This is a genomic window from Pseudomonas flavescens, assembly GCF_013408425.1.
Classification (GTDB): Bacteria; Pseudomonadota; Gammaproteobacteria; order Pseudomonadales; family Pseudomonadaceae; genus Aquipseudomonas; species Aquipseudomonas fulva_A.
On record NZ_JACBYV010000001.1, the window covers coordinates 2755214 to 2777571 of the forward strand.

General features: G+C 63.4%; 20 protein-coding genes and 4 tRNA genes. 5 read left to right on the forward strand and 19 right to left on the reverse strand.

From position 1 onward, the window contains the following. Window positions 1-225: 225 nt before the first annotated feature. A complete protein-coding gene (gene bamE, locus FHR27_RS12300; RefSeq protein WP_179538703.1) occupies window positions 226-717 on the forward strand; it encodes an outer membrane protein assembly factor BamE domain-containing protein in 492 nt (163 codons plus the stop codon). Between the two features lie 42 nt (window positions 718-759). On the opposite strand, the gene FHR27_RS12305 is transcribed toward bamE, so the two are convergent. From FHR27_RS12305 to FHR27_RS12375, 15 genes are all read right to left on the reverse strand, one after another. After that, window positions 760-836: transfer RNA gene (locus tag FHR27_RS12305), tRNA-Arg, on the reverse strand. Window positions 837-944: 108 nt separating this feature from the next. Beyond that, window positions 945-1021: transfer RNA gene (locus FHR27_RS12310), tRNA-Arg, on the reverse strand. 110 nt (window positions 1022-1131) lie between these two features. Further along, window positions 1132-1208, reverse strand: a tRNA-Arg gene (locus tag FHR27_RS12315). A 70-nt stretch (window positions 1209-1278) separates the two neighbouring features. Next, window positions 1279-1369: transfer RNA gene (locus FHR27_RS12320), tRNA-Ser, on the reverse strand. A 61-nt stretch (window positions 1370-1430) separates the two neighbouring features. Then, window positions 1431-1616 carry a carbon storage regulator CsrA gene (csrA, locus tag FHR27_RS12325; protein WP_013792214.1) on the reverse strand — a complete coding sequence of 62 codons (186 nt, stop codon included), beginning with the start codon at window positions 1614-1616 and terminating at the stop codon, window positions 1431-1433. Between the two features lie 181 nt (window positions 1617-1797). Continuing rightward, window positions 1798-3036: an aspartate kinase gene (locus FHR27_RS12330; protein WP_042553122.1), complete on the reverse strand. Its 1239-nt coding sequence runs from the start codon at window positions 3034-3036 to the stop codon at window positions 1798-1800. 111 nt (window positions 3037-3147) lie between these two features. Continuing rightward, the gene (alaS, locus tag FHR27_RS12335) at window positions 3148-5772 is read right to left on the reverse strand and encodes an alanine--tRNA ligase (RefSeq protein ID WP_179538704.1); all 2625 of its coding nucleotides are present in this window, start codon (window positions 5770-5772) and stop codon (window positions 3148-3150) included. Between the two features lie 221 nt (window positions 5773-5993). Further along, window positions 5994-6995, reverse strand: a complete 1002-nt coding sequence (gene ltaE, locus FHR27_RS12340) for a low-specificity L-threonine aldolase (protein ID WP_179538705.1) — start codon at window positions 6993-6995, stop codon at window positions 5994-5996. 43 nt (window positions 6996-7038) lie between these two features. After that, window positions 7039-8049: a succinylglutamate desuccinylase gene (gene astE / locus FHR27_RS12345; RefSeq protein ID WP_179538706.1), complete on the reverse strand. Its 1011-nt coding sequence runs from the start codon at window positions 8047-8049 to the stop codon at window positions 7039-7041. A gap of 9 nt (window positions 8050-8058) precedes the next feature. Beyond that, complete coding sequence (locus FHR27_RS12350; RefSeq protein WP_042553126.1) at window positions 8059-8343, reverse strand: hypothetical protein; 285 nt, start codon at window positions 8341-8343, stop codon at window positions 8059-8061. Window positions 8344-8384: 41 nt separating this feature from the next. Next, window positions 8385-9746, reverse strand: coding sequence for an N-succinylarginine dihydrolase (gene astB / locus FHR27_RS12355; protein ID WP_179538707.1), 1362 nt, complete (start codon window positions 9744-9746; stop codon window positions 8385-8387). Next, window positions 9743-11197: a succinylglutamate-semialdehyde dehydrogenase gene (gene astD / locus FHR27_RS12360; protein WP_179538708.1), complete on the reverse strand. Its 1455-nt coding sequence runs from the start codon at window positions 11195-11197 to the stop codon at window positions 9743-9745. The genes astB and astD overlap by 4 nt, the downstream gene beginning before the upstream one ends. Before the next feature lie 139 nt (window positions 11198-11336). Continuing rightward, window positions 11337-12353 carry an arginine N-succinyltransferase gene (gene astA, locus FHR27_RS12365; protein WP_042553129.1) on the reverse strand — a complete coding sequence of 339 codons (1017 nt, stop codon included), beginning with the start codon at window positions 12351-12353 and terminating at the stop codon, window positions 11337-11339. A 52-nt stretch (window positions 12354-12405) separates the two neighbouring features. Next, window positions 12406-13422, reverse strand: coding sequence for an arginine/ornithine succinyltransferase subunit alpha (aruF, locus tag FHR27_RS12370; RefSeq protein WP_179538709.1), 1017 nt, complete (start codon window positions 13420-13422; stop codon window positions 12406-12408). 126 nt (window positions 13423-13548) lie between these two features. Then, a complete protein-coding gene (locus FHR27_RS12375) occupies window positions 13549-14772 on the reverse strand; it encodes an aspartate aminotransferase family protein (protein ID WP_042553131.1) in 1224 nt (407 codons plus the stop codon). A 479-nt stretch (window positions 14773-15251) separates the two neighbouring features. On the opposite strand from FHR27_RS12375, the gene FHR27_RS12380 reads away from it, so the two are divergent. Together FHR27_RS12380 and FHR27_RS12385 are read left to right on the forward strand one after the other, a co-directional pair. After that, window positions 15252-15521, forward strand: coding sequence for a hypothetical protein (locus tag FHR27_RS12380; protein ID WP_042553132.1), 270 nt, complete (start codon window positions 15252-15254; stop codon window positions 15519-15521). Window positions 15522-15656: 135 nt separating this feature from the next. Further along, complete coding sequence (locus FHR27_RS12385; RefSeq protein ID WP_042553133.1) at window positions 15657-16019, forward strand: VOC family protein; 363 nt, start codon at window positions 15657-15659, stop codon at window positions 16017-16019. Window positions 16020-16025: 6 nt separating this feature from the next. Here the strand turns inward: FHR27_RS12385 and FHR27_RS12390 are convergent, their stop codons facing one another. Together FHR27_RS12390 and FHR27_RS12395 are read right to left on the reverse strand one after the other, a co-directional pair. After that, window positions 16026-17081, reverse strand: coding sequence for an NAD(P)H-dependent flavin oxidoreductase (locus FHR27_RS12390; protein ID WP_042553134.1), 1056 nt, complete (start codon window positions 17079-17081; stop codon window positions 16026-16028). A gap of 50 nt (window positions 17082-17131) precedes the next feature. Then, complete coding sequence (locus tag FHR27_RS12395; RefSeq protein WP_042553135.1) at window positions 17132-17998, reverse strand: LysR family transcriptional regulator; 867 nt, start codon at window positions 17996-17998, stop codon at window positions 17132-17134. A gap of 110 nt (window positions 17999-18108) precedes the next feature. Here FHR27_RS12395 and FHR27_RS12400 point away from each other — a divergent pair, with 110 nt between their 5' ends. Both FHR27_RS12400 and FHR27_RS12405 read left to right on the forward strand, forming a co-directional pair. Next, a complete protein-coding gene (locus tag FHR27_RS12400) occupies window positions 18109-18963 on the forward strand; it encodes a DMT family transporter (RefSeq protein WP_179538710.1) in 855 nt (284 codons plus the stop codon). 339 nt (window positions 18964-19302) lie between these two features. After that, entirely contained in the window at window positions 19303-19551 is a 249-nt protein-coding gene (locus FHR27_RS12405) for a hypothetical protein (RefSeq protein ID WP_042553137.1), read from the forward strand. Between the two features lie 15 nt (window positions 19552-19566). On the opposite strand, the gene FHR27_RS12410 is transcribed toward FHR27_RS12405, so the two are convergent. Continuing rightward, window positions 19567-21378 (reverse strand): glycoside hydrolase family 15 protein, encoded by a 1812-nt coding sequence (locus tag FHR27_RS12410; protein ID WP_179538711.1) that lies wholly within the window; start codon window positions 21376-21378, stop codon window positions 19567-19569. Then, window positions 21371-22171, reverse strand: coding sequence for a glucose 1-dehydrogenase (locus FHR27_RS12415; protein ID WP_179538712.1), 801 nt, complete (start codon window positions 22169-22171; stop codon window positions 21371-21373). The genes FHR27_RS12410 and FHR27_RS12415 overlap by 8 nt, the downstream gene beginning before the upstream one ends. Between the last annotated feature and the right edge of the window lie 187 nt (window positions 22172-22358).

The following is a 22358-nucleotide window of genomic DNA, read 5'->3' on the forward strand; positions in this document are numbered from 1 at the left end:
TCCATGGTGAGGATCCACAAGCCCCGGCGGGGCTGACAGACGAATAATAACACGCTAATCAGCCATGTACGTGACAAAGGCATGGCAAGACAAGCGCTTGCAGCGTTTTCCTGAACCCGTCCGCATGAGTTCGAATACTGCGACGCACGTCATCAGGCAGAAGGCACGTGGCAACGGGCAGAGCAGCGACTAAGCTTGCCAGAACACGTCAGGGAGGACGTCACCATGCAATGGATACGCTGCACAGCCGTCTACGCCATTCTGCTCAGCCCAACCACACTGCCCGCGTCTAGCGTGTTTCGCTGCGAACATGGCGATGGCCATATCACCTTCAGCCAATATGGCTGCAGCGAAAGTCAGCAGCAGCGAATTCAGGACACCCACAACCCCAACCCCGGGAGCGTCGTCACCCCACTGACGCGCCCAGAGCCCACACCGAAAAGCGCAACGGAACCCTCTGAAAAGACGCTGACCGTGATCGGCGAGCAGCAGGACGGCTGTGGCAATGCCATCATAGGCAGCGCCAGACGCGAAGCGATCATCAGGAAGCAGATACGCACCGGCATGACCCGCAAGGACGTCGAGAGCGCGCCAGGCAAGCCACAGCGCATCAGCCAACGCAACGGCCAGACGACCTACCATTACACCAGCAAGGACAACAGCGAGCGGCGCACGGTCAGTTTCGACCAGAATGACTGCGTAATGGGAAAACGCTAGACAAAGAAAAAGGGCCTGCATCACTGCAGGCCCTTTTGGGTATGGCGGACTCAGGAGGATTCGAACCTCCGACCGCTCGGTTCGTAGCCGAGTACTCTATCCAGCTGAGCTATGAGTCCGTTGCAGATCACCTGAATGCCGTTGCATTCATGCGACCCTTGGCGCTTTTAGACCAGATCACCGCTGGTTGAAACAAAATGGTTCGTACTGCTACAAGCCATTCAATATGGCGGACTCAGGAGGATTCGAACCTCCGACCGCTCGGTTCGTAGCCGAGTACTCTATCCAGCTGAGCTATGAGTCCGTTGCAGATCACCTGAAAGCCAATGCGCCTTCATGCGACCCTTGGCGCTTTTAGACCAGATCACCGCTGGTTGAAACAAAATGGCCCGTACTGCTACAAGCCATTCAAGATGGCGGACTCAGGAGGATTCGAACCTCCGACCGCTCGGTTCGTAGCCGAGTACTCTATCCAGCTGAGCTATGAGTCCGTTGGTGTTTTTAGACCAGATCACCTCTGGTTTGTTTGCCAATCCGGCCTGAGCCCGATTTGCCAAATAATGGCGGAGAAGGGGGGATTCGAACCCCCGACACCCTTTTGAGGTGTACTCCCTTAGCAGGGGAGCGCCTTCGGCCACTCGGCCACCTCTCCGCAACACGGGGCGCATGATAAACATGTTTTCCCCGTTTGCAAACCAAAATTTCGATAAAAATTAGTGGTTTGGTTCTTCGCCCTTCTCTTTCTGGATGCGCTGGTAAATCTCTTCACGGTGAACGGCGACTTCCTTAGGCGCATTGACGCCAATCCGCACCTGATTACCTTTAACGCCCAACACGGTGACAGTGACTTCGTCACCCACCATCAGGGTCTCTCCGACCCGGCGAGTCAGAATCAGCATTCCTTTCTCCTTACGGATTCAATTTCGGACAACAAGTCTTTAAGCGGTTGCAAAGCACCGGCCAGAATCAAGACGAAACCGCCAGCACCCGAGTTTTGACCAGCGCGGACGGAAAGAAAGTTCCACCAACACCGACCAAAAGAGCAAAAGGCGCGGAATGACCGCGCCTCTTGCAGATGCCTCAGTCGCCTTGACGGGCCGGAGCATCGAGTTCGAACGCAGTGTGCAGGGCACGCACCGCCAATTCCAGATATTTCTCTTCGATGACCACCGAGACCTTGATCTCGGAGGTGGAGATCATCTGGATATTGATGTTTTCCTTGGCCAGCGCCTCGAACATACGGCTGGCCACACCGGCGTGGGAACGCATGCCGACGCCGACGATGGACACCTTGGCGATGTTGACGTCACCGACCACCTCACGGGCCCCCAGCTCGCGCGCAGTGGCTTCCAGCACCTGTTGGGCGCTCTGGTAGTCGTTGCGGTGCACGGTGAAGGTGAAATCGGTGGTGTTATCGTGAGCGACATTCTGCACGATCATGTCCACTTCGATATTGGCGGAGCTGATCGGGCCAAGGATCTTGAACGCAACGCCCGGCAAATCAGGTACGCCACGGATGGTCAGCTTGGCTTCGTCGCGATTGAAAGCGATGCCGGAGATGATCGGCTGTTCCATGGATTCCTCTTCATCAAGGGTAATGAGGGTGCCCGGGCCCTCCTGGAAGCTGTGCAGAACGCGCAGCGGGACGTTGTATTTACCGGCGAATTCCACCGAGCGAATTTGCAAGACTTTCGAGCCCAGGCTGGCCATTTCCAGCATCTCTTCGAAGGTGATCTTCTCGAGGCGCTGGGCTTTCGGCACCACCCGCGGGTCGGTGGTGTAGACACCATCGACATCGGTGTAAATCTGGCACTCATCGGCCTTCAGGGCCGCCGCCAGAGCGACGCCAGTGGTGTCGGAACCACCACGCCCGAGGGTGGTGATGTTGCCCTGCTCGTCGACGCCCTGGAAGCCGGCCACCACCACCACGCGACCCGCTTTCAGGTCGGCACGGATATTGGTGTCGTCGATGCTCAGGATGCGCGCCTTGGTATGCGCGCTGTCGGTCAGGATGCGTACCTGGCTGCCGGTGTAGGACACCGCCGGCACGCCACGCTTGATCAGGGCCATGGCCAGCAGCGCGATGGTCACCTGCTCGCCGGTGGACACCATCACGTCCAGCTCGCGGGCTATCGGCTGGTCATCGCTGATCTGCCTGGCCAGTTCGATAAGGCGATTGGTCTCGCCGCTCATGGCCGATACCACGACGACGATGTCGTCACCCTTTTCGCGGAATTTCTTCACCTTCTCGGCGACCTGCGCGATACGCTCGACGGTGCCGACGGAAGTACCGCCGAATTTCTGTACGATCAAAGCCATTTCAAAGCTGCCTCAGCCCATGAAGGGCGCCCATTAAACAGACAACACCGCACACCACCAGACCGCTCGCCGGGCACGGCGGGCGATCTGGCCACGCTTGCGTTACGGGCCTTAGAGGCCCTGCTCGACGAACGGGCCGATCAGCGCCAGAGCGCCGTCCAGTGCGGCCGCATCGACCCCACCACCCTGCGCCATGTCCGGCCGACCACCACCTTTGCCGCCGACGGCAGCAGCGGCCTGTTTCATCAGGTCACCGGCCTTCAGCTTGCCAGTCAGATCCTGCGTCACACCGGCCACCAGAACGACCTTGTCGTCCTGCACGCCGCCGAGCAGGATCACTGCGCTGCCGAGCTTGTTCTTCAGTTGATCGACCAGCGCCAGCAAGCCCTTGCCATCCAGGCCATCGATGCGCGCGCTGAGCGTCTTGACGCCCTTGATCTCCACGGCCGAACCGGCCAGGTCGCTGCCTGCTGCACTGGCAGCCTTGGCCTTGAGCTGGTCCAGCTCCTTTTCCAGCTGGCGATTGCGATCGATCACCGCAGCGAGCTTGTCGAGAAGGTTGTCGCGACTGCCCTTGACCAGCGACGCGGCCTCCTTCAATTGCTCTTCAGCACCATTGAGGTAGGCGAACGCGGCAGCACCGGTAACCGCTTCGATACGCCGTACACCCGCTGCCACACCGCCTTCGCTGACGATTTTGAACACACCGATATCACCGGTGCGGTTGGCGTGGATGCCGCCACACAGCTCGACCGAGAAGCCATCGCCCATGGTCAGCACGCGCACGTTGTCGCCGTACTTCTCACCGAACAGCGCCATGGCACCCTTGGCCTTGGCGCTTTCGATATCCATCTCTTCGGTCTGCACGGGCGTATTGCGGCGCACTTCGCGGTTGACGATTTCTTCCAGCTCCCTGAGCTGCTCCGGCTTGATCGCCTCGAAGTGACTGAAGTCGAAGCGCAGGCGCTGACTGTCCACCAGCGAACCTTTCTGCTGCACGTGCTCGCCAAGGACCTGACGCAACGCGGCATGCAACAGGTGAGTCGCCGAGTGATTGAGCCCGGTTGCAGTACGCACCGAGGCATCCACTTCGGCATTGATGGTGGCGCCCACGCTCAGGCTGCCCTTGCTGACCACGCCGTGGTGCAGCCAGGCACCACCGACCTTGGTGGTGTCACGCACGTCGAAACGCACGCCCGGGCCTTCGAGGAAACCACAGTCACCGATCTGGCCTCCGGATTCGGCATAGAACGGCGTCTGGTCGAGAACCACCACGCCCTCCTCGCCTTCGCTCAGGGTGTCGACGGATTGACCGTCGCGCAGCAGCACCAGCAGCTCGCCACTGGCAACGGTGGCGGTGTAACCGAGGAAGCGGGTATCGGTGTCGACCTTGACCAGGCTGTTGTAGTCCACCCCGAAGGAACTGGCGGAGCGCGCACGCACGCGCTGAGCTTCCATCTCGCGCTCGAAGCCGGCCTCGTCGAGGGTCAGCTCGCGCTCACGGGCGATGTCACCGGTCAGGTCCATCGGGAAGCCGTAGGTATCGTACAGTTTGAAGATCACTTCGCCCGGAATCACCGTGCCGCTGAGTTCGGCCAGGTCCTGCTCGAGGATCTTCAGCCCTTGCTCCAGGGTCTTGGCGAACTGCTCTTCTTCGGTTCTCAGCACGCGCTCGATATGCGCCTGCTGCTGCTTGAGCTCCGGGAAGGCTTCGCCCATCTCGCTGGCCAGTGCCGCGACGATCTTGTGGAAGAAACTGCCCCTGGCGCCCAGCTTGTTGCCGTGACGGCAGGCGCGGCGGACGATGCGGCGCAGCACGTAGCCGCGGCCCTCGTTGGACGGGGTGACGCCGTCGGCGATCAGGAAGCTGCAGGAGCGGATGTGGTCAGCCACCACTTTCAGCGACGCGTCGCCGTTGTTGGCGCAGCCGATAGCCTGGGCGCTGGCATCGAGCAGGCTCTGGAACAGGTCGATCTCGTAGTTCGAGTTGACATGTTGCAGGACCGCGCTGACGCGCTCCAGGCCCATGCCGGTGTCCACGCTCGGCGCCGGCAGCGGGTGCAGAACACCGTCAGCCGTGCGATTGAACTGCATGAACACGTTGTTCCAGATTTCGATGTAACGGTCGCCGTCTTCTTCCGCAGAGCCGGGTGGACCGCCCCAGATGTGGTCGCCGTGGTCGAAGAAGATCTCGGTGCACGGGCCGCACGGGCCGGTGTCACCCATGGTCCAGAAGTTGTCGGACGCGTATGGCGCGCCCTTGTTGTCGCCGATGCGGATCATCCGCTCGGCTGGCACACCGACTTCCTTGTTCCAGATGTCGTAAGCCTCGTCATCGGTGGCGTAGACCGTTACCCAGAGTTTTTCCTTGGGCAGGTTCAGCCACTTCTCACCGGTGAGGAATTCCCAGGCGAAGTGGATGGCATCACGCTTGAAATAGTCGCCAAAGCTGAAATTGCCGAGCATTTCGAAGAAGGTGTGGTGACGCGCGGTATAGCCGACGTTTTCCAGGTCATTGTGCTTGCCACCGGCACGCACGCATTTCTGGCTGGTCGCGGCGCGGGTATAGGCGCGCTTTTCCAGGCCCAGGAAGCAGTCCTTGAACTGGTTCATGCCTGCGTTGGTGAACAGCAACGTCGGGTCGTTGTTCGGAATCAGGGAGCTGGAAGCGACACGGGTGTGCCCCTTCTCTTCGAAGAAGCTCAGGAAAGCTTCACGGATTTCTGCGCTTTTCATTGGCATTTTCCAGGAAAACAGGCGGCCACGGCGAAGCCGGCAAAAGCCCGCATTATATCGGGCTTGTCCGTGGCGGCTAGGGCATAGCCTGAATTATTTCCCGCAGGCTCGATGGCCGGAAATCAGCGGCCTGCACCACTGGCCGGCAAACCGGAAGCGGGCTGCATGATACGGCCCGCAGGCCAGGTCGGCATGGCAGGAGCCTGGCCCATGGGGCAGCCTCAGGCGCGAAACGCGGCGAAGGCCTCGATCACCTGCCCCACAGCATCGGCCCCCACATCCAGATGGGTGACCATACGCAGACGTGGTGCAGCGCTGAGGCGAATGCCGCGCTCGGCGCAGAAGGCTTTCAGTTCGCCGGCACGCTCACCGATCTGCACGTAGACCATGTTGGTCTGCACCGGCTCGACCGAGTAACCCAGCTCACGCAGGCCTGCCGCCAGGCAATCGGCATTGGCGTGATCCTCGACCAGCCGCTCGACCTGATGATCCAGCGCGTACAGCCCAGCGGCCGCCAGCACGCCAGCCTGACGCATGCCGCCACCGACCATCTTGCGCAGGCGCCGGGCCTTGCCGATCAGCGCCTCACTGCCGCACAGCACGGACCCTACCGGCGCCCCCAGGCCCTTGGACAGGCACACGGAAACGGAGTCGAAATGCCGAGTGATTTCACTCGCTTCGACATTCTGCCTGACGGCCGCATTGAACAGGCGAGCACCGTCGAGGTGCAGCGCCAGGCCCTTGTCGCGGGTAAAGGCGCGGGCGGCAGCCAGATACTCCAGCGGCAGTACCTTGCCCTGCATGGTGTTCTCCAGCGCCAGCAGACGGGTGCGGGCGAAATGGAAGTCGTCCTGCTTGATCGCCGCCTCGACACGGGCCAGATCCAGCGAGCCATCGAGTTCCATGTCCAGCGGTTGGGGCTGAATCGAGCCGAGCACGGCAGCGCCGCCGCCCTCGTACTTGTAGGTATGCGCCTGCTGGCCGACGACGTATTCGTCGCCGCGCTCGCAGTGGGCCATCAGGCCCAGCAGGTTGCTCATGGTACCGGTCGGTACGAACAGCGCCGCGGCGAACCCCAGTTGCTGCGCCAGGCGCTGTTCCAGGCGGTTGACGGTCGGATCCTCGCCATACACGTCGTCGCCCAGCTCGGCGGCCAGCATCGCTTCTCGCATGCCGGCAGTGGGCTGGGTGACGGTGTCGCTACGCAGATCGATGATAGGCATGGGCACTCCTGTGCGAGCAGGTGAACGGAGGATGGCAATGCCATCACCCCAGTAGAGAGGCCTCGGCCGGGACGATGAGGATGCCGGCGCGCTGGCCATTATGCACTTTGGGGTTGGGGAAAATGATGCGTGCGCCCTGCTCCTCGACCACCCAGCGGCTGCTGGCCAGGTCTTCCGCCAGCAGATAGCCGGGCGCCAGTTCGGTGAAATTCTCCACGTCGGCGGGCAGGTGCAAGGTAAAGGCGTCGCTGTGCTTGATCACCTCACGGGCGAAGGCGAACAGTTGAAGGTGCTCGGTAGCGGCCTCGTCCACCGGCGGTTCGCAGCCTTCGATGAGTGCTTGCAGACGGAGCTCCAGGCGGTCCAGATTGACCAGTTCGTTGTGCCCGAACGGTCTGGCCTTGCCCAGCTCGAGGGTGAATGCCTCGGCCCCCAGCCCGGCGTAGGTGTAGGCACTGAAGGTGGTCGATGGCTGACTTTGCAGGAGCACCGCGTCGATGCCGGCAGCCTGCAGGCGGGCACACTCGTGCCGCGACTGACGACGCCCCTCGACCCAGGGATACAGGGCGAACTGCTCGATCCGCGACGCGCGGATGGCCGTATGCAAGTCGTAATGCAGGCGGGTACGTCCGGCATCGGCGAAGAACGAAGCCGCCAGGTGCTCCAGCTCACAGGCGCGCATCGCCTCGGCACCACTGCTCAGCTCATGCCGACCACTGAACAGGCGATTGATGTCCTGCTCGATGAAGCGTTCACCACGACGCATCGCCGGTGGGTTGCCGAACAGCAGCAGCAAACGCGCGTGCGGCTGCAGCTCGTTACGGGCGATGCGCCGCAGCAACCTGTCGAGCAGCTCGATCGGCGCCGTCTCGTTGCCATGGATACCCGCCGAGAGCAGCAGGTCCATGCCATTGTCGCGACCACCAGCCGGTGTCACTTCGAGTGCCCCCTCGGCCAGCCATCGCAGGCGCGTACCCTCCGGCGTCAGCTGGATCTTCGAGGCCGGCTCGTGGCCGGCCAGGGTCAGTTCGAGCAGTTTGCCGAGGGCGAGCATGGGCGTTCCTCAGTGATTGCAATCCGGACCATGGACATGATCGTCATCGGCGCCGTCATCGGCCGGCTCCATCTCCAACTCCAGGCTCACCAGGTTGGTCGCCAGCGGGCGCAGCAGCAGGTTGGCGTATTCGGTATCACCCTCGGCGACATCCACGCCAATCATCAACTGGCCGTTGCCGACCTGCTGAATCCACACTTCCTTGCCCTGCCAGAGCACGGCGAAACGGGTGCACGACGTTTCCAGCTGGGTGCCGTCGCTGTCTTCGAGAATCAGTTGCAGGGCGTCGCTCATAGGTACTCCAGGGTCAATGGCGGCTCATGGTGCGAGCCGACTCAATTCAATTGAAAGGGATATACGGCGCCAAGTCCAAGAATTCGGGTCAACTCGTCCAGCGCGGTTCGGCATTCGTTCAGCAGCTGTGGATCGGCCAGATCACTTTCGCTCAGGCGATCCCGGTAATGGTGATCGACCCACTGCAACAGCCGTTCGTAAAGCCCCGAGGTGAGCATCACGCCGGGGTTCATCGCCGCCTGCTCCCGAGCGGTCAATGCCACCCGCAAGCGCAAACACGCCGGACCGCCACCGTTCTGCATGCTCTGTTTGAGGTCGAAGGCGCGCACTTCGGCAATCGGCCCATCGCTGCCCAGCAGCGTCTGCAGATAGGCCCAGACCCGCTGGTTGCCGCGGCATTCTTCCGGCACGACCAGCAGCATACGCCCGTCGGCGCGGGTCAACAGCTGGCTGTTGAACAGATAGGAGCGCACCGCATCCTCGACGCCCACCGCATGGCGCGGCACGCAAACCGTCTGCAATCGGCCGCCCTGACGCGCGAGCTTGTCACCGAGTTCGCCGATGACCCGTTCACTGTCGAGGAAGGCATCTTCATGGTGGAACAGCACCTCGCCATTACCCACCGCAATCACATCGTTGTGGAACACGCCCTGATCGACCACCGCAGGGTTCTGCTGAGCGAACACCACTGCAGCGTCACGCAGACCATGCAGACGCGCCACCGCCTGGGAAGCTTCCAGCGTCTGTCGCGCCGGATAGCGCTGCGGTGCCGGCAGGCGCAGGTCGAAGGCACTGCGGCCGAAGACGAAGAACTCCACACCCGGCTCGCCGTAGTCACGGCAGAAACGGGTGTGATTGGCCGCTCCCTCATCGCCGAACTGGCTGACCGCAGGCAAGGCGGCATGGTGGGCGAAGTAGCGCTCGTCGGCGAACATCGCCGCCAGCACACGGCTGGTGGTCGGGTGTTCGATGGAGCGATGGAACTTGCAGTTGAGATTGGCCGCGGTGAAATGCACGCGCCCGTCGGCGGTATCGGCACCCGGGCTGACGGTGGCGGCGTTGGCCGTCCACATGCTCGACGCCGAGCAACTGGCGACCAGCAGCGGCATGGCCTCGCGTGCCGCCCTCTCGATCACCTGAGCGTCGCTACCACTGAAACCGCAGCGCCTCAGCGCCTGCACATCGGGCCGTTCCTGAGGCGCCAGCACGGCCTGGGCAAAGCCCATGTCCATCAGCGCCTTCATCTTGGCCAGCCCCTGACGGGCGGCCTCCCGAGGGTTGGAGGCGACCTGGCCGTTGTTCTGCGAGGCGACGTTGCCGTAGGACAGGCCACCATAGTTGTGCGTGGGGCCAACCAGCCCGTCGATGTTCAGCTCGCAGGCCGAAGCGCTTGAACGACTCATAGGCTGACTCCCGGCGCCAGGCTGTCGGGCAGCACCAGACGCTCGCTTTCCAGCGAGGCGACCGGGTAGGCGCAGTAGTCCGCCGCATAGTAGGCGCTGGGGCGGTGGTTACCCGAAGCGCCGATGCCGCCGAACGGCGCGCTGCTGGCGGCGCCGGTCAGCGGCTTGTTCCAGTTGACGATGCCGGCGCGGCTGCGCAGCCAGAACTGCTCGTAACGTTCGCGGGAATCGGATAACAAACCGGCCGCGAGACCGAAACGGGTGGCATTGGCCTCCTCGATGGCGGAATCGAAGTCGGCATAGCGAATCACCTGCAGCAGCGGCCCGAAAATCTCCTCGTCGCTGCGCGGCTGCACGGCGGTCACGTCGATGATCCCGGGCGTCAGCAGGGCGGCGCCTTCCAGCGGCTGGCTCATGTCCAGCAGCGGTCGCGCGCCCTTGTCGACCAGACGCATCTGCACCTTGAGCAGGTGTTGAGCCGCATCGAGGGAGATCACCGCCCCCATGAACGGCGCCGGCTGGGCGTTGAACGCACCGACCTTGAGGCTTGCCGCCACGCTGACCAGACGCGCCAACAGCGCGTCGCCCCAGGCCCCTTCCGGGACCAGCAGGCGCCTGGCGCAGGTACAGCGCTGACCGGCGGAGAGGAAAGCGGACTGGATGATGCAGTAAACCGCCGCGTCGATGTCGGCGACCTGTTCGACGATCAACGGATTGTTGCCGCCCATCTCCAGCGCCAGGATGGTCTCCGGGTGGCCGCCGAACTGAGCGTGCAACAGATTGCCGGTGCGGCTGGAGCCGGTGAAGAACAGCCCATCGATACCCGGATGAGCCGCCAGCGCGGCGCCGGTTTCCCGCGCCCCTTGCAGCAGATTCAGCACGCCCGCTGGCAAGCCCGCCTCGATCCAGCACTTGAGCGTCAACTCGGCCACTTTCGGCGTCTGCTCGCTGGGTTTGAATACCACGCAGTTACCAGCGAGCAAGGCCGGCACGATATGCCCATTGGGCAGGTGGCCTGGAAAATTGTAGGGACCGAACACGGCGATCACGCCGTGTGGCTTGTGGCGCAGCACGCTGCCCTGCACGCCTTGTTTGTGCCCCGTGCGCTCTGCGTGGCTCTGAACCGAAATGGCCACTTTGCCGATCATGCTGGCGACTTCGGTAGCAGCCTCCCACAACGGTTTGCCGGTCTCTTCGCCGATAGCCTGCGCAAGCTCATCCTGCCGGGCCTTGAGGACCGCAGCAAAACGCTCGAGCAGCGCGATTCGCTCGTTCGATGGCACACGGGCCCATTCAGGAAATGCATCGCGAGCGGCCTGCACAGCGGCTTCGACCTGCTCGGCATCAGCTTCACGGCCGACCCAGAGCACCTGCTGGCTGACCGGGTCGAGGGATTCCAGGGTATTGCCCTGTCCTATCTGCCAGAGACCTGCAATGTAATGCGTGCTCATGGTCTATCACTCCAGGCTTCACGGTTCGACAGGCCACCGCAGGCGATGGCCTTGTACCTGTAACGGCTGCCGCTCTCATGGCGGCATCACCGGTCGGAGCAGACGGTACGTCGCCCCCGATCACATCGAAAACACGGCGTCAGGCCTGCGCGGCCAACATCACTGCGCGCACCTGATCCCCCACGCTCAGGCGCAGGCGCCTGGCGGTCAGCGGGTCGACCACCAGAGTGCCAGCGGCCATGCGCGCCCTTGCCGCGGTAATTCGGCAATCCTCGCGCTTGCGGTTGTGCACCAGATACACCGGCGCATCGTCCCCTGGCGTACCGATGGCGAGAACCAGCAACTGGCTGTCGCGAATCGCACGTATCTTCGCGGTCTCCGCCTCTATGGCCGGGCCGGCATCGAAGATGTCGACGTACCCCTGATAGCTGAACCCTTCCGATTTGAGCATCGCCAGGGCCGGCTCGGTGTCCGGGTGCACGCGGCCGATCACGTCCCGTGCGGCCTCGGACAGGAAGCAGGTATACAGCGGGAACCTGGGCATCAGCTCGGCGATGAACGCCTTGTTGCCGACGCCGGTGAGGTAGTCTGCCTGGGAGAACTCCATGCGGAAGAAGTGCCGGCCGAGGCATTCCCAGAACGGTGAACGGCCCTGCTCATCGGACACGCCGCGCATCTCGGCGATGATCTTTTCGCCGAACTGCTCGCGAAACTCGGCGATGAACAGCAGGCGCGCCTTGGACAGCAGGCGCCCATTCAGGCCGTTGCGGTGATCGGCGTGCAGGAACAGCGAGCACAGCTCCGAATGACCGGTCAGGTCATTGGCCAGGAACAGGGTCGGCACCTGGCGGTGGATATTCAGTTCCTGAGAGGCGCAGACCGTGAGGCCGACCCGGTAGTTGTACCAGGACTCCCGCAAGCCGACGCCACCCGCGATCGCGGAAATACCCAGCACGCGGCCGTCGTCGTCCTCGAGCACGAACATGTAATCGCAATCGCCGCGCTCGGCTTCACCGCGAAAGGTCTTCTCGGCACGACCGACCCGGTAGGCCAGGCGTGCCTCGTTGGCCGGCAGGGTGGTCAACCCGGTGCCGGTACTGCGCGCCAGGTCAATCAGCGCCGGCAGGTCGCCGGCACGTACGGAGCGAACGATCATGATGCCTCCGAAAAACTGCGAGCCAGCCAGGTGGCATTCATTGCTGACACCTTCATACCGCCACCAGCCTTACCTGACCGCCTTCGACGACACCAAGCGTCTGCGCGGTGAGCGGGTCGAGCACAGCGGGCTGGCCGGGCGCCCAGTTCATCTCGGCGATCACCGCACGAAAGCCCTGCAACTGCTCGTTGCTGACCAGATAGGGGCGGCCGCTGCCGTCGGCTTCGCCGAACACCACAGGCGCCAGCACGCTCTGGGCGATGGAGCGAATGCCCGAGGTCCGCGCATGCAGGGTCGGCCCGCCATCGAAGATATCGATGTAGTGATCTGTCTCGAAACCGTCACGCATGAGAATGTCGAAGGACACCTGCGCACGCGGGTGCACCAGGCCCATGGACTCCTGCGCGGTATCCGGCAGCAGTGGCACGTAGATCGGGTAGTGGGGCATCAGCTCGGCGAGGTAGGCCCGGCTGCGCAGGCCGCACAGTCGCTCGGCCTCGCCATAGCTCATGCCGAAGAAATGCCGCCCCACCGCATCCCAGAACGGCGACTCGCCCGCGTCGTCGCTCTCGCCGACGATCTCCACCACCATGGCATCGGCGAACCGCTCCGGGTGGCAGGCCGCGAACAACAGACGAGCACGGGAGTTGAGCTCGGACCAGACACTGTCGACCAGCGAGCGCTCGACGTAGAAACTGGTCAGCAGGCTGTTGCCGGTCAGATCGTGGCACAGCGAAAGCACGTGAATCTTGTTGTGGATCTTCAGCTCACGGGAGTTGTGAACGAAGGTCTCGTTGCGAAAGCTGTAGAACGGCTCGGAATAGCCTGCCGAGGCGACGATGCCGGAGCAGCCGACCAGGCGCCCGGACTCGCTGTCCTCGAGCACGAAGAAATAGCGTTCCTCGCCATTGAAGCTCACTTCGGCCGCGAACGAGGCCTCGGAGGCAGCGATCTTGTCGCGCAGCCGCTCGGCGTTGTCCGGCAGCGAGGTGACCCCTACCGGGCTGTCGGCAGCCAGGCGCTGCACTTCAGCGAGGTCGGTCATTCGCGCGGGGCGCATAACCAGCATGGTGTCACTCCTTAAGCAGAGCCCGGGCACAGCAGTCCCGGTAGCGAGAACCATCATCCATGGGGCCGGCCGGAACATCCGGGCGGACGGGCAAGAGCACTGGCGGCACTCGGGCCGCCAGGCAAATCAGGCAGCGGCAACCACCTTGGCCACCGCGCGCTCGAAGCGCTGCAGACCTTCGTCGATATCGGCGTCCTCGACCACCAGGCTCGGTGCGAAACGCACCACGTCCGGCCCGGCCTGAAGGATCATCAGATTCTCTTCGGCCGCGGCGTCGAAGAATGCGCGCGCCTTGCCCTTCCAGGCCTCGGACAACACAGCACCAATCAACAGGCCCATGCCGCGCACACCGGAGAACACACCGTACTGCTCGCCGATCTGCTCGAGGCGCGCCTTGAAGCGCTGGTGCTTGGCTTTCACGCCGTCCAGCACCTCGGGGGTATTGATCACGTCGAGGACCGCGCCGGCCACCGCACACCCGAGCGGGTTGCCGCCATAGGTGGTGCCGTGGGTGCCGACCGCCAGATGGCTGGCGAGCGCCTCGGTGGTCAGCATCGCGGCGATCGGGAAGCCGCCGCCCAGGCTCTTGGCGCTGGACAGCACGTCTGGCGTCACGCCGTAGTGCTGGTAGGCGAACAGATGACCGCTGCGGCCCAGGCCGCTCTGTACCTCGTCGAACACCAGCAGCGCATTGTGCTGATCGCACAGCTCGCGGGCGCCCTGCAGGTAGGCCTGATCGGCTGGCAGTACGCCGCCCTCGCCCTGAATGGGCTCCAGCACCACGGCGCAGGTCTTGTCGCTGATCGCCGCCTTGAGCGCGTCGAGATCGTTGTACGGCACATGGGTGATGCCCTGGATCTTCGGTCCGAAGCCATCGGAGTACTTCGGCTGGCCACCCACGCTCACGGTGAACAGGGTGCGCCCGTGAAAGCTGTTGGTGGCGGCAATGATTTCGTACTTGTCAGCGCCAAACCGGTCATGGGCCACACGACGCGCCAGCTTGAAGGCCGCCTCGTTGGCTTCCGCGCCCGAGTTGCAGAGGAACACGCGCTCGGCGAAGGTGGCATCGACCAGCTTCTTGGCCAGGCGCAACGCCGGCTCGTTGGTGAATACGTTGGACACGTGCCAGAGGGTATTGGCCTGCTCGGTCAGCGCCTTGACCAGCGCCGGGTGCGCATGGCCCAGCACGTTGACGGCGATGCCGCCGGAGAAGTCGATCAGTTCACGACCACTCTGATCCCAGACGCGCGAACCGGCACCACGCACCGGCACGAAGGCCGCGGGCGCGTAGCTGGGCACCATCACCTGGTCGAAATCGGCGCGTTGCACCGGGTCGTGCTGAACGGACATCGGAACTCTCCTGACGAGACACGCAAGCCCCGACGGGCCAGCGATGCGAAAGATTGTAGGGGGTGCTCGAGGGGCAGCATTGCCGGCATGCGACAACTTCTTACAGCGCCAACCCAGGCTCCAGACGCTCGCGACAAGAGCCGCACGACGCGTCGGTGAGGCGCAGTTTAAACGCTGCCGCTATCCAGACGCACGGGGTGGCAGCTATTTAACCTTTCAAGGGCTGCGAACGGCCACTGCCAGTTGCGTCAGAGCGCATGAAAAAAGCGGTCCGGGTTTAAAACGCACATATGAAAATTATTTGCATCCAACCCCATGCAGCATATTGCCAGCGCCAGGTGTGACGGTGATATCATTTTGCTCGCATCACGACGCTCGTTCGTGAACGGCGTCCTGCAATGTGCTGATCAAGGATATGACAGCCAAGTGCAGTTCAACCCAACGCAATGCATCGACTCGTCCAGTCAAGGAAGCGCGAGATGACCGCTAAAGAACAACAACTCACCGAACTGCTCACCCTCACTTCACGCACGATCACTCACATGACAGCCGCGATGACCGCGTTGTCGTTCGATCTGCTGCGCAGCGATGACAGCGGTGTTCGCTCCGCCGCCTCGAAGATGATCACCCGCCTTGGTGCGGTCAGCCAGGAACTCGATCAGCAATGGGCGCTGATCAGTGAACTGACCGGCGTGGAAGCCCCTGACCGACACGACACCATCGAAGAAGTCCAGCTGCATACCGCCTGAATCAGGCCGCTTCGCCCTGGCCGACCGCTTGGCACTGTCGGCCCGTAAGCGTCTTGGCCCATACTCAGCGCTCATGTGCGCCGTATGCAGGTCATCGCGGCTGCGTCTGCCCACCCCGTTACAGGAACACCGCCGATGAGCGCCCCCAGCACCCGAGTCATGTTGTATGCCAGTGATCCGGGCAGGACCTGCGCCTTTTACGAGCGCCATTTCGGCTTCGTGAGCAGCGCGCAAGATCAGGGCGTGATCGAGCTGCACCACCCTCGTGGCGGCCTCATTCTGCTGATACACCGCGCCGCGGTATCGCTGAAAGGCAACCAGGCCCGCGTCAAGCTGGTGTTCGACGTGGAGAACCTGGAGGCCTTCCGCGGTCGCGCGCTGAGCAATGGCCTGGAGTTCGGCCCGATCCACCAGGGCGAGGGCTACGGCTTCGCCAACAGCAAGGACCCGGATGGCAATGGCGTGAGCATCTCCAGCCGGGCGTTCCGCTCGCGTTAACCAGCCTCAGGTACGCGCAGCCAGGTACTCACGCTGCAGGACCGCCACCAGCTCGGCTGCCGGCATGGCCCGTACCAGGGCGGCACCCTGCCCCGCCCAATGAGCAGCGAACTCGGCATTACCGGCTTTCGCCGCTGCGGCGATGAGCTGCTTGCCGGCATCGTAGGCGATACCGAAACCCGGCACCGGCGGATGCCCGGCCGCGCCCACCTCGGCCATGAAGCGGTTGAGAATGCCGCGCGCCGGACGCCCGGAGATCACCGTGGTCACCTGCGTGACCTGCGCGCGCACGCTGCCCAGCATGGCTCGGTAAGCATCGTTGGCCGCCGACTCCGGACAGAGTATGAATGCCGTACCCAACTGGGCCGCGCAGGCGCCCAGGGTCATGGCAGCGGCGATACCGGCGCCGTCCATGATGCCGCCTGCGGCGATCACCGGTCGCGACAGATGGCGCACCAGCACACGCACCAGCGCCAGGGTGCCGATCCCCTGATCGCCACGCAGCGGGTCGAAGACGCCACGGTGGCCACCCGCCTCGATACCCTGGGCGACGATCACATCGATACCGGCCTCTTCCAGCTGGTACCCCTCCTCCAGCGTGGTCGCCGACGCCAGCAGCGTGATGCCGGCCTTCTTCAACGCATCGATACGATCCTGGGCAGGTAGCCCAAGGTGAAAGCTGACGATCGGCGGGCGCTCTTCCAGCAGTACCTCGAGCTGACCGTCATCGTTCTGAAAGCTGCTGTAGATGTCACCGATGGCTCGTGGAGTCGGCACATCGAACTCGGCGAAGTAAGGCTGCAGGTGATCCAGCCAGGCTTGCTCCGCGGCCCGATCGACAACGCTGGGGCGATGACAGAAGACGTTGACGTTGAACGGCCTGCGGGTGCCGGCACGGGTCTCGATGATCATCTGCCGCCCGGCGTCGGCCTTTACCGCAGCGATGGAGATGGAACCCAGGCCACCGGCATTGCTGACCGCTGCGGCCAATGCCGGTGTGGCGGTGCCAGCCATCGGCGCCTGAATGATCGGATACTCGATACCCAGTGCTGCACAGTTCATACGGTCCTCGGTGATGTCCGTTGCAGGGGCCTGCGACTATAGCCCACTGATCATTCGAAATCCCGACGCAGGGTCTGCAGCACCTGCTCATGCAGAGCATCGACCAGTGCCGGCAGTGCAGGCGCACGGCTGCGTATCACCACCACATCGAGCAATGGCAGGCCCGGCAGCCCCTGGGCAGCGCCAAGCACCTGCAAGCTGGACGGTACGCAACACCGGGTCAATACACCGAGCGCTGCGCCGCTTTGCGCCACCGCCAGTTGCCCGGCCACGCTGGGGCTGTTGTAGACCACCCGGTAATCGCGCCCCAACACCTCGAGGCTCTTGAGCACGCGGCTGCGCGCCTGGCTGCCCAACTCGTACACGGCAATGGGCAGCGGGGTTAGCCGCCAGGTTTCCTGTCGCGCATTGCCGACCCACACCAGCTCCTCGCGAAACAGCAGCTCGCCGCGCTGCGGCTTGTCACGCGTGACGATGGCCACATCCATCTCGCCGCTTTCGACCTTGGGAATCAGCTGCGTGGAAGGCTCACACACCAGATTCACCTGCACAGCGGGCTGAGCGCTGGCGAAGTCGTTGAGCAACGGGGTCAGATAACCCAGCGCGTAGTCATCGGGGATACCAAGCGAGATACTGCCCTCCAGCCGCACGCCACCCAAGGCCAGCAGCGCTTCACGGTGCACCCGCAGCAGCTTGCGGGCATACCCGAGCAACTCTTCGCCTGCCGGCGTCAGGCTCAGGTGCCGTGGCCCACGCAGTAGCAAGGGACGCCCCACCGCTGCTTCGAGTTTCTTGATCTGCATGCTTACCGCCGACTGCGAACGTGCCAGCCCCGCGGCCGCGGCCGTCAGCGAACCACTGCCGACCACCGCGACGAATGCCTGCAACCAATCGATCTGCAAATCCTGTCTGGCCATGGCTTACCATTCGATTATCGAATAACAAGCCACACTATAATCCGTTTTACGGGATCACCCGCTCTTGGCACCCTGCTCGCTATCCGACAAACAGACCTGCAAGGCACACCATGAGTCAGCGCATCGCCCACCTTCAATTGCATTGCGCCGCCCTGCTGGTGGGCGTATCCGCGCTGTTCGGCGAATCGCTGAACGTCAGCGCGAGCATGATCGTGCTCGGCCGTGCCGCGTTCGCCCTGCTGGCCTTGAGCATGATCTGCCTGTGCTTGAATCTGCGACCCTGGCGCGGCATCAGCGGTGGCACCATCGCCAGGCTGCTGACCACCGGGGTGGCGCTGGGTGGCCACTGGATTCTGTTTTTCCTGGCGGTAAAGACCGGTGGCGTGGCGGTGGCCACCCTGGGCTTCGCGTCGTTTCCGGCCTTTACAGCACTGCTCGAGCGCCTGCTGTTCGGTCAGCGCCTGGGACGTAGCGACCGGCTGATTCTGTTGCTGGTATCGGCAGGCCTGGTTCTGGTCACACCCTCCTTCGACCTGCGCGATGGTGCTACCGAGGGCCTGCTCTGGGGCGTGCTGTCCGGCGCCAGCTATGCTGCCATCGCGGTCGCCAACAAACACGTTTCCAGCAAGGTCGATGGTTTGTCGTCGTGCTGGTGGCAATGCCTGGCCATCAGCGTGGCGCTGCTGCCCTGGTGCTTGTGGGAGCTCCCCGCGATCGGCCGCCACGACTGGTGGCAACTGGCGGCCCTGGGCGTGCTCTGCACGGCGCTGGCCTACAGCCTGTTCATCGCCTCGCTGCGCCATGTCCATACGCACACCGCAGCGGTGGTGATCGCCATGGAGCCGATCTACGCCATCGCCGGGGCCTGGCTGCTCTTCGGCTCGGTACCGAGCGTCGGCATGGTGCTGGGCGGCCTGCTGATTCTCGGCGCAGTCGCCTGGGCGGGGCTGAAGAGCAAAACCTGACTGCCCGGCCAACATCGCGCCTGCAACGGGTCATACGAAACCCAGGCAGGGCCTGGGCATCGGTCGAGCCATTCGTCGTTCGCCGAGTCGAGCTCATGCCCTCACGCTAGCTTTCGCCCAGGAGTTTTATCGCCTATGCTGCGGCTTCGGGCATCAGACCCGTACCGCGCAGACCTGCATTCCCGCGCGCAACAACATTCACTGCCCAGCGCAGTGAAACCGGCATCCGGCCTGATCGAAGGATCATCGACACGACGGCCATGACCGGTGCCCGCCTTGCCTTCTGGGGCAGCCACATAGCCTGCACTGCATATCAACGGACTTCAGGGCATTGTGACCATGGATTGTTTGATCATCTATTCGCGCGACGGCGAAAGGCGATTCCAGACCCTCACCACCCGCTTCATACCCAACATGAAAGCGGTGGAATTCACCGTACTCAGCGCCGAGCTGCCTGCCGGCCATCTCTCGCAAGGTGCGAACCAGGCGAGCGGCTCGGTGCGAGAGCTGATTCGGCAGCTAGGCATCGAGATCATCGACGTGCTGCCGGTGCGCAAATCCGTGCCGCCGGATGAGAAACGAGCGTGACCCGGCGCACGTCGCTCAGGGCTGCCAGGTGGTACGTTCGCCACTGAGCTTGTGGTCGAGAAAGCTGGCAGCACTGATCAGCGCCAGATGACTCAGCGCCTGCGGCGTATTGCCCAGGTGATGGGCTCGCCGATCGAGCTCCTCGGCGTACAGCCCCACCGGGTTGGCGTAGCGCAGCAGCTGCTCGAACTCCAGATGCGCCTGATCGACACGCCCGGCGCGTGCCAGACACTCCACGTACCAGAACGAGCAGGCGACGAACGAGCCCTCCTCGCCTTTCAGGCCGTCGTCGGTGCGGTAGCGATAGACCATGCCGTCGCGCACCAGTTGCTGCTCGATGGCTTCCAGCGTCGCCAGCCAGCGTGGGTCGCTGGCGCCGACGAAACGCATGAGCGGCATCAACAGCATCGAACCGTCGACGTCCTGACAGCCGATGCGCTGAATGAAGTGCCCGCAGTCCTCATCCCAGAAGTTGCTCCAGATGTCGTCATGAATGGCCTGACGCTGGTCGTTCCAGCGCGCGAAAGGCGCCGGCAGCGAGCGCTTCTCCGCCAGACGGATGGCTCGATCCAGCGCTACCCAGCACATCAGCCGCGAATGCAGAAAGTGCTGCTCCTCGCCGCGTATCTCCCAGATGCCGACATCCTTCTGCTGCCAGCTGTCGCAGACCTGATCGACGATGCCCACCACATGGTGCCAGCCGTCGTGGGAGATCGCCTCACCGTACTTGTTGGCGAGGTACACCGCGTCAAGCAACTCGCCGAAGATATCCAGCTGAACCTGATCATGGGCCTCGTTGCCGATCCGTACCGGCTGCGCCCCACCATGCCCGGAAAGATGATCGAGAGAGGTCTCCGGCAATTCGTGCTGGCCACGAAGGCTGTAGAGGATACGCAGGTGAGCCGGGGTTTCCGAGCAGTCGTCGACGCGCTCGCGCACCCAGCGCATGAAGGCATTGGCCTCCTCGGTAAAGCCCAGGCGCATGAATGCGTAGACGGTGAACGAGGCATCGCGAATCCAGGTGTAGCGGTAATCCCAGTTGCGCTCGCCCCCCGCTGCCTCGGGCAGTCCGTAGGTGGCCGCAGCGAGAATGCCACCGTGCTTGCGTGAGGTCAGCAGCTTCAGTGCCAGGGCCGAGCGGTGCACCATCTCGCGCCAACGCCCGCGGTAGTTGGACTGCTTGATCCAGCGCCGCCAGTAGGCAACGGTGGCCTCCAGACAATGCTCGCAGGCACCGGCAGCGACCAGCGGATCGTCTGGCGCACCCAGCACGAACTCGGCATGTTCGCCTTCCTGCAACTCGAACTCGGCAACCCCACAATGCCGATCGATCTTCAGTGACTGGCTGGCGGAGAGGCGCAGGCTCGGCTGATCGGGTGCGTGGAAGAGCACATCGTCGCCCGCCATCTCCGCGACCGTGTCAGCGCGGCTGTAATCGTGACGAACACGGCAGCGCATGCGGATTCGTGCATGGCCGGAAACCACCTGAATCCGGCGAATCAGCCGCGGATGGTCGTCCACATCGGCATTGATCGGCATGACATCGGTGCACTCGACCACGGCAGACTCGGCCAGCCAGCGTGTCTGCAGCACGTTGGTGTCGGGCAGATAAAGCTGCTGCCGACGCGCGCCGGGCAGATCCGGCGCCAGCTGAAAAACTCCAGCCTCGGGGCTGTCGAGCAAGGCGCTGAAGATCGACGGGCTGTCGAAATCCGGCCAGCAGAAAAAGTCCACGCAACCGCTGTCAGCGACCAGTGCTGCACTGCGCATGTCACCAATGATGCCGTGGGCTTCGATGGGCATCTGACGCCCCTGAATCTCAACCATTGTCGCGAAACTCCGGGTAAAGGCTCATACCACCGTCGATGAACAGGGTCGTGCCGTGGACATAATCGGCCGCATCGGAAGCCAGCCAGACCACCGCATTGGCGATATCTTCGGCATCGCCGATACGGCCGTAGGGAATCAGCTCGAGCAATGACTTGGCGGCTTCGCCTTCGGTGGCTTCGCGGTTGATCGCGGTGCGGATCGCCCCAGGCGCGATGGCATTGACGCGAATGCGCTGCTCGCCCACCTCCTGAGCCACGCTGCGCATCAACAGATCGAGGCCACCCTTGGACGCCGCGTAGTTGGCGCGCCCTGCCCACGGGATCAATTGATGCACCGAACTCATCTGAATGATCTTGCCGGCCGCCCGCGACACCGCCTCGCGAATCTCCTGCTGACGGAACTGCCGCAGGGCCGCACGCACGCAGAGAAACTGACCGGTGAGGTTGACCTGCAGCACCTGGTTCCAGTCCTCCAGGCTCATGTCCACCGTTGGCGCATCACGCTGCATGCCCGAGTTGGCCAGCAGGATGTCCAGCCGCCCAAAGGCCGAGACGGTCTCGGCGAACAATGCCTCGACCTCCTTCTCACTGGACACGTCCGCACCCACGGCAATCGCCTCGCCGCCGGCGCTACGTATCTCCTCGACCAGTCGCTGCGCCGCCTCGCGCCCGGATCGATAATTCACCACCACCGCGGCACCGGCCTGCGCCAGCGCTATCGCCGATGCCGCGCCAATGCCTGAACTGCCACCGGTAACCAGTGCGACCTGCTTGTGCAGAGAAATGAGCATGGGTTTTCACTCCTGAACCTGTAACACCTGACTGACCGGCAAGCGGCAGAGTTCAGGGAAAAGCCCGGCGCCGTCGATCCGATCACCAGCACCTGGCCGTCCCCTCGCGTAGCGAATGCCGGCAAGGTGAAGCCACGCAAAACCACCATTGGGCGACATCGAATCACTGCCTGATCAGCTGACGCGT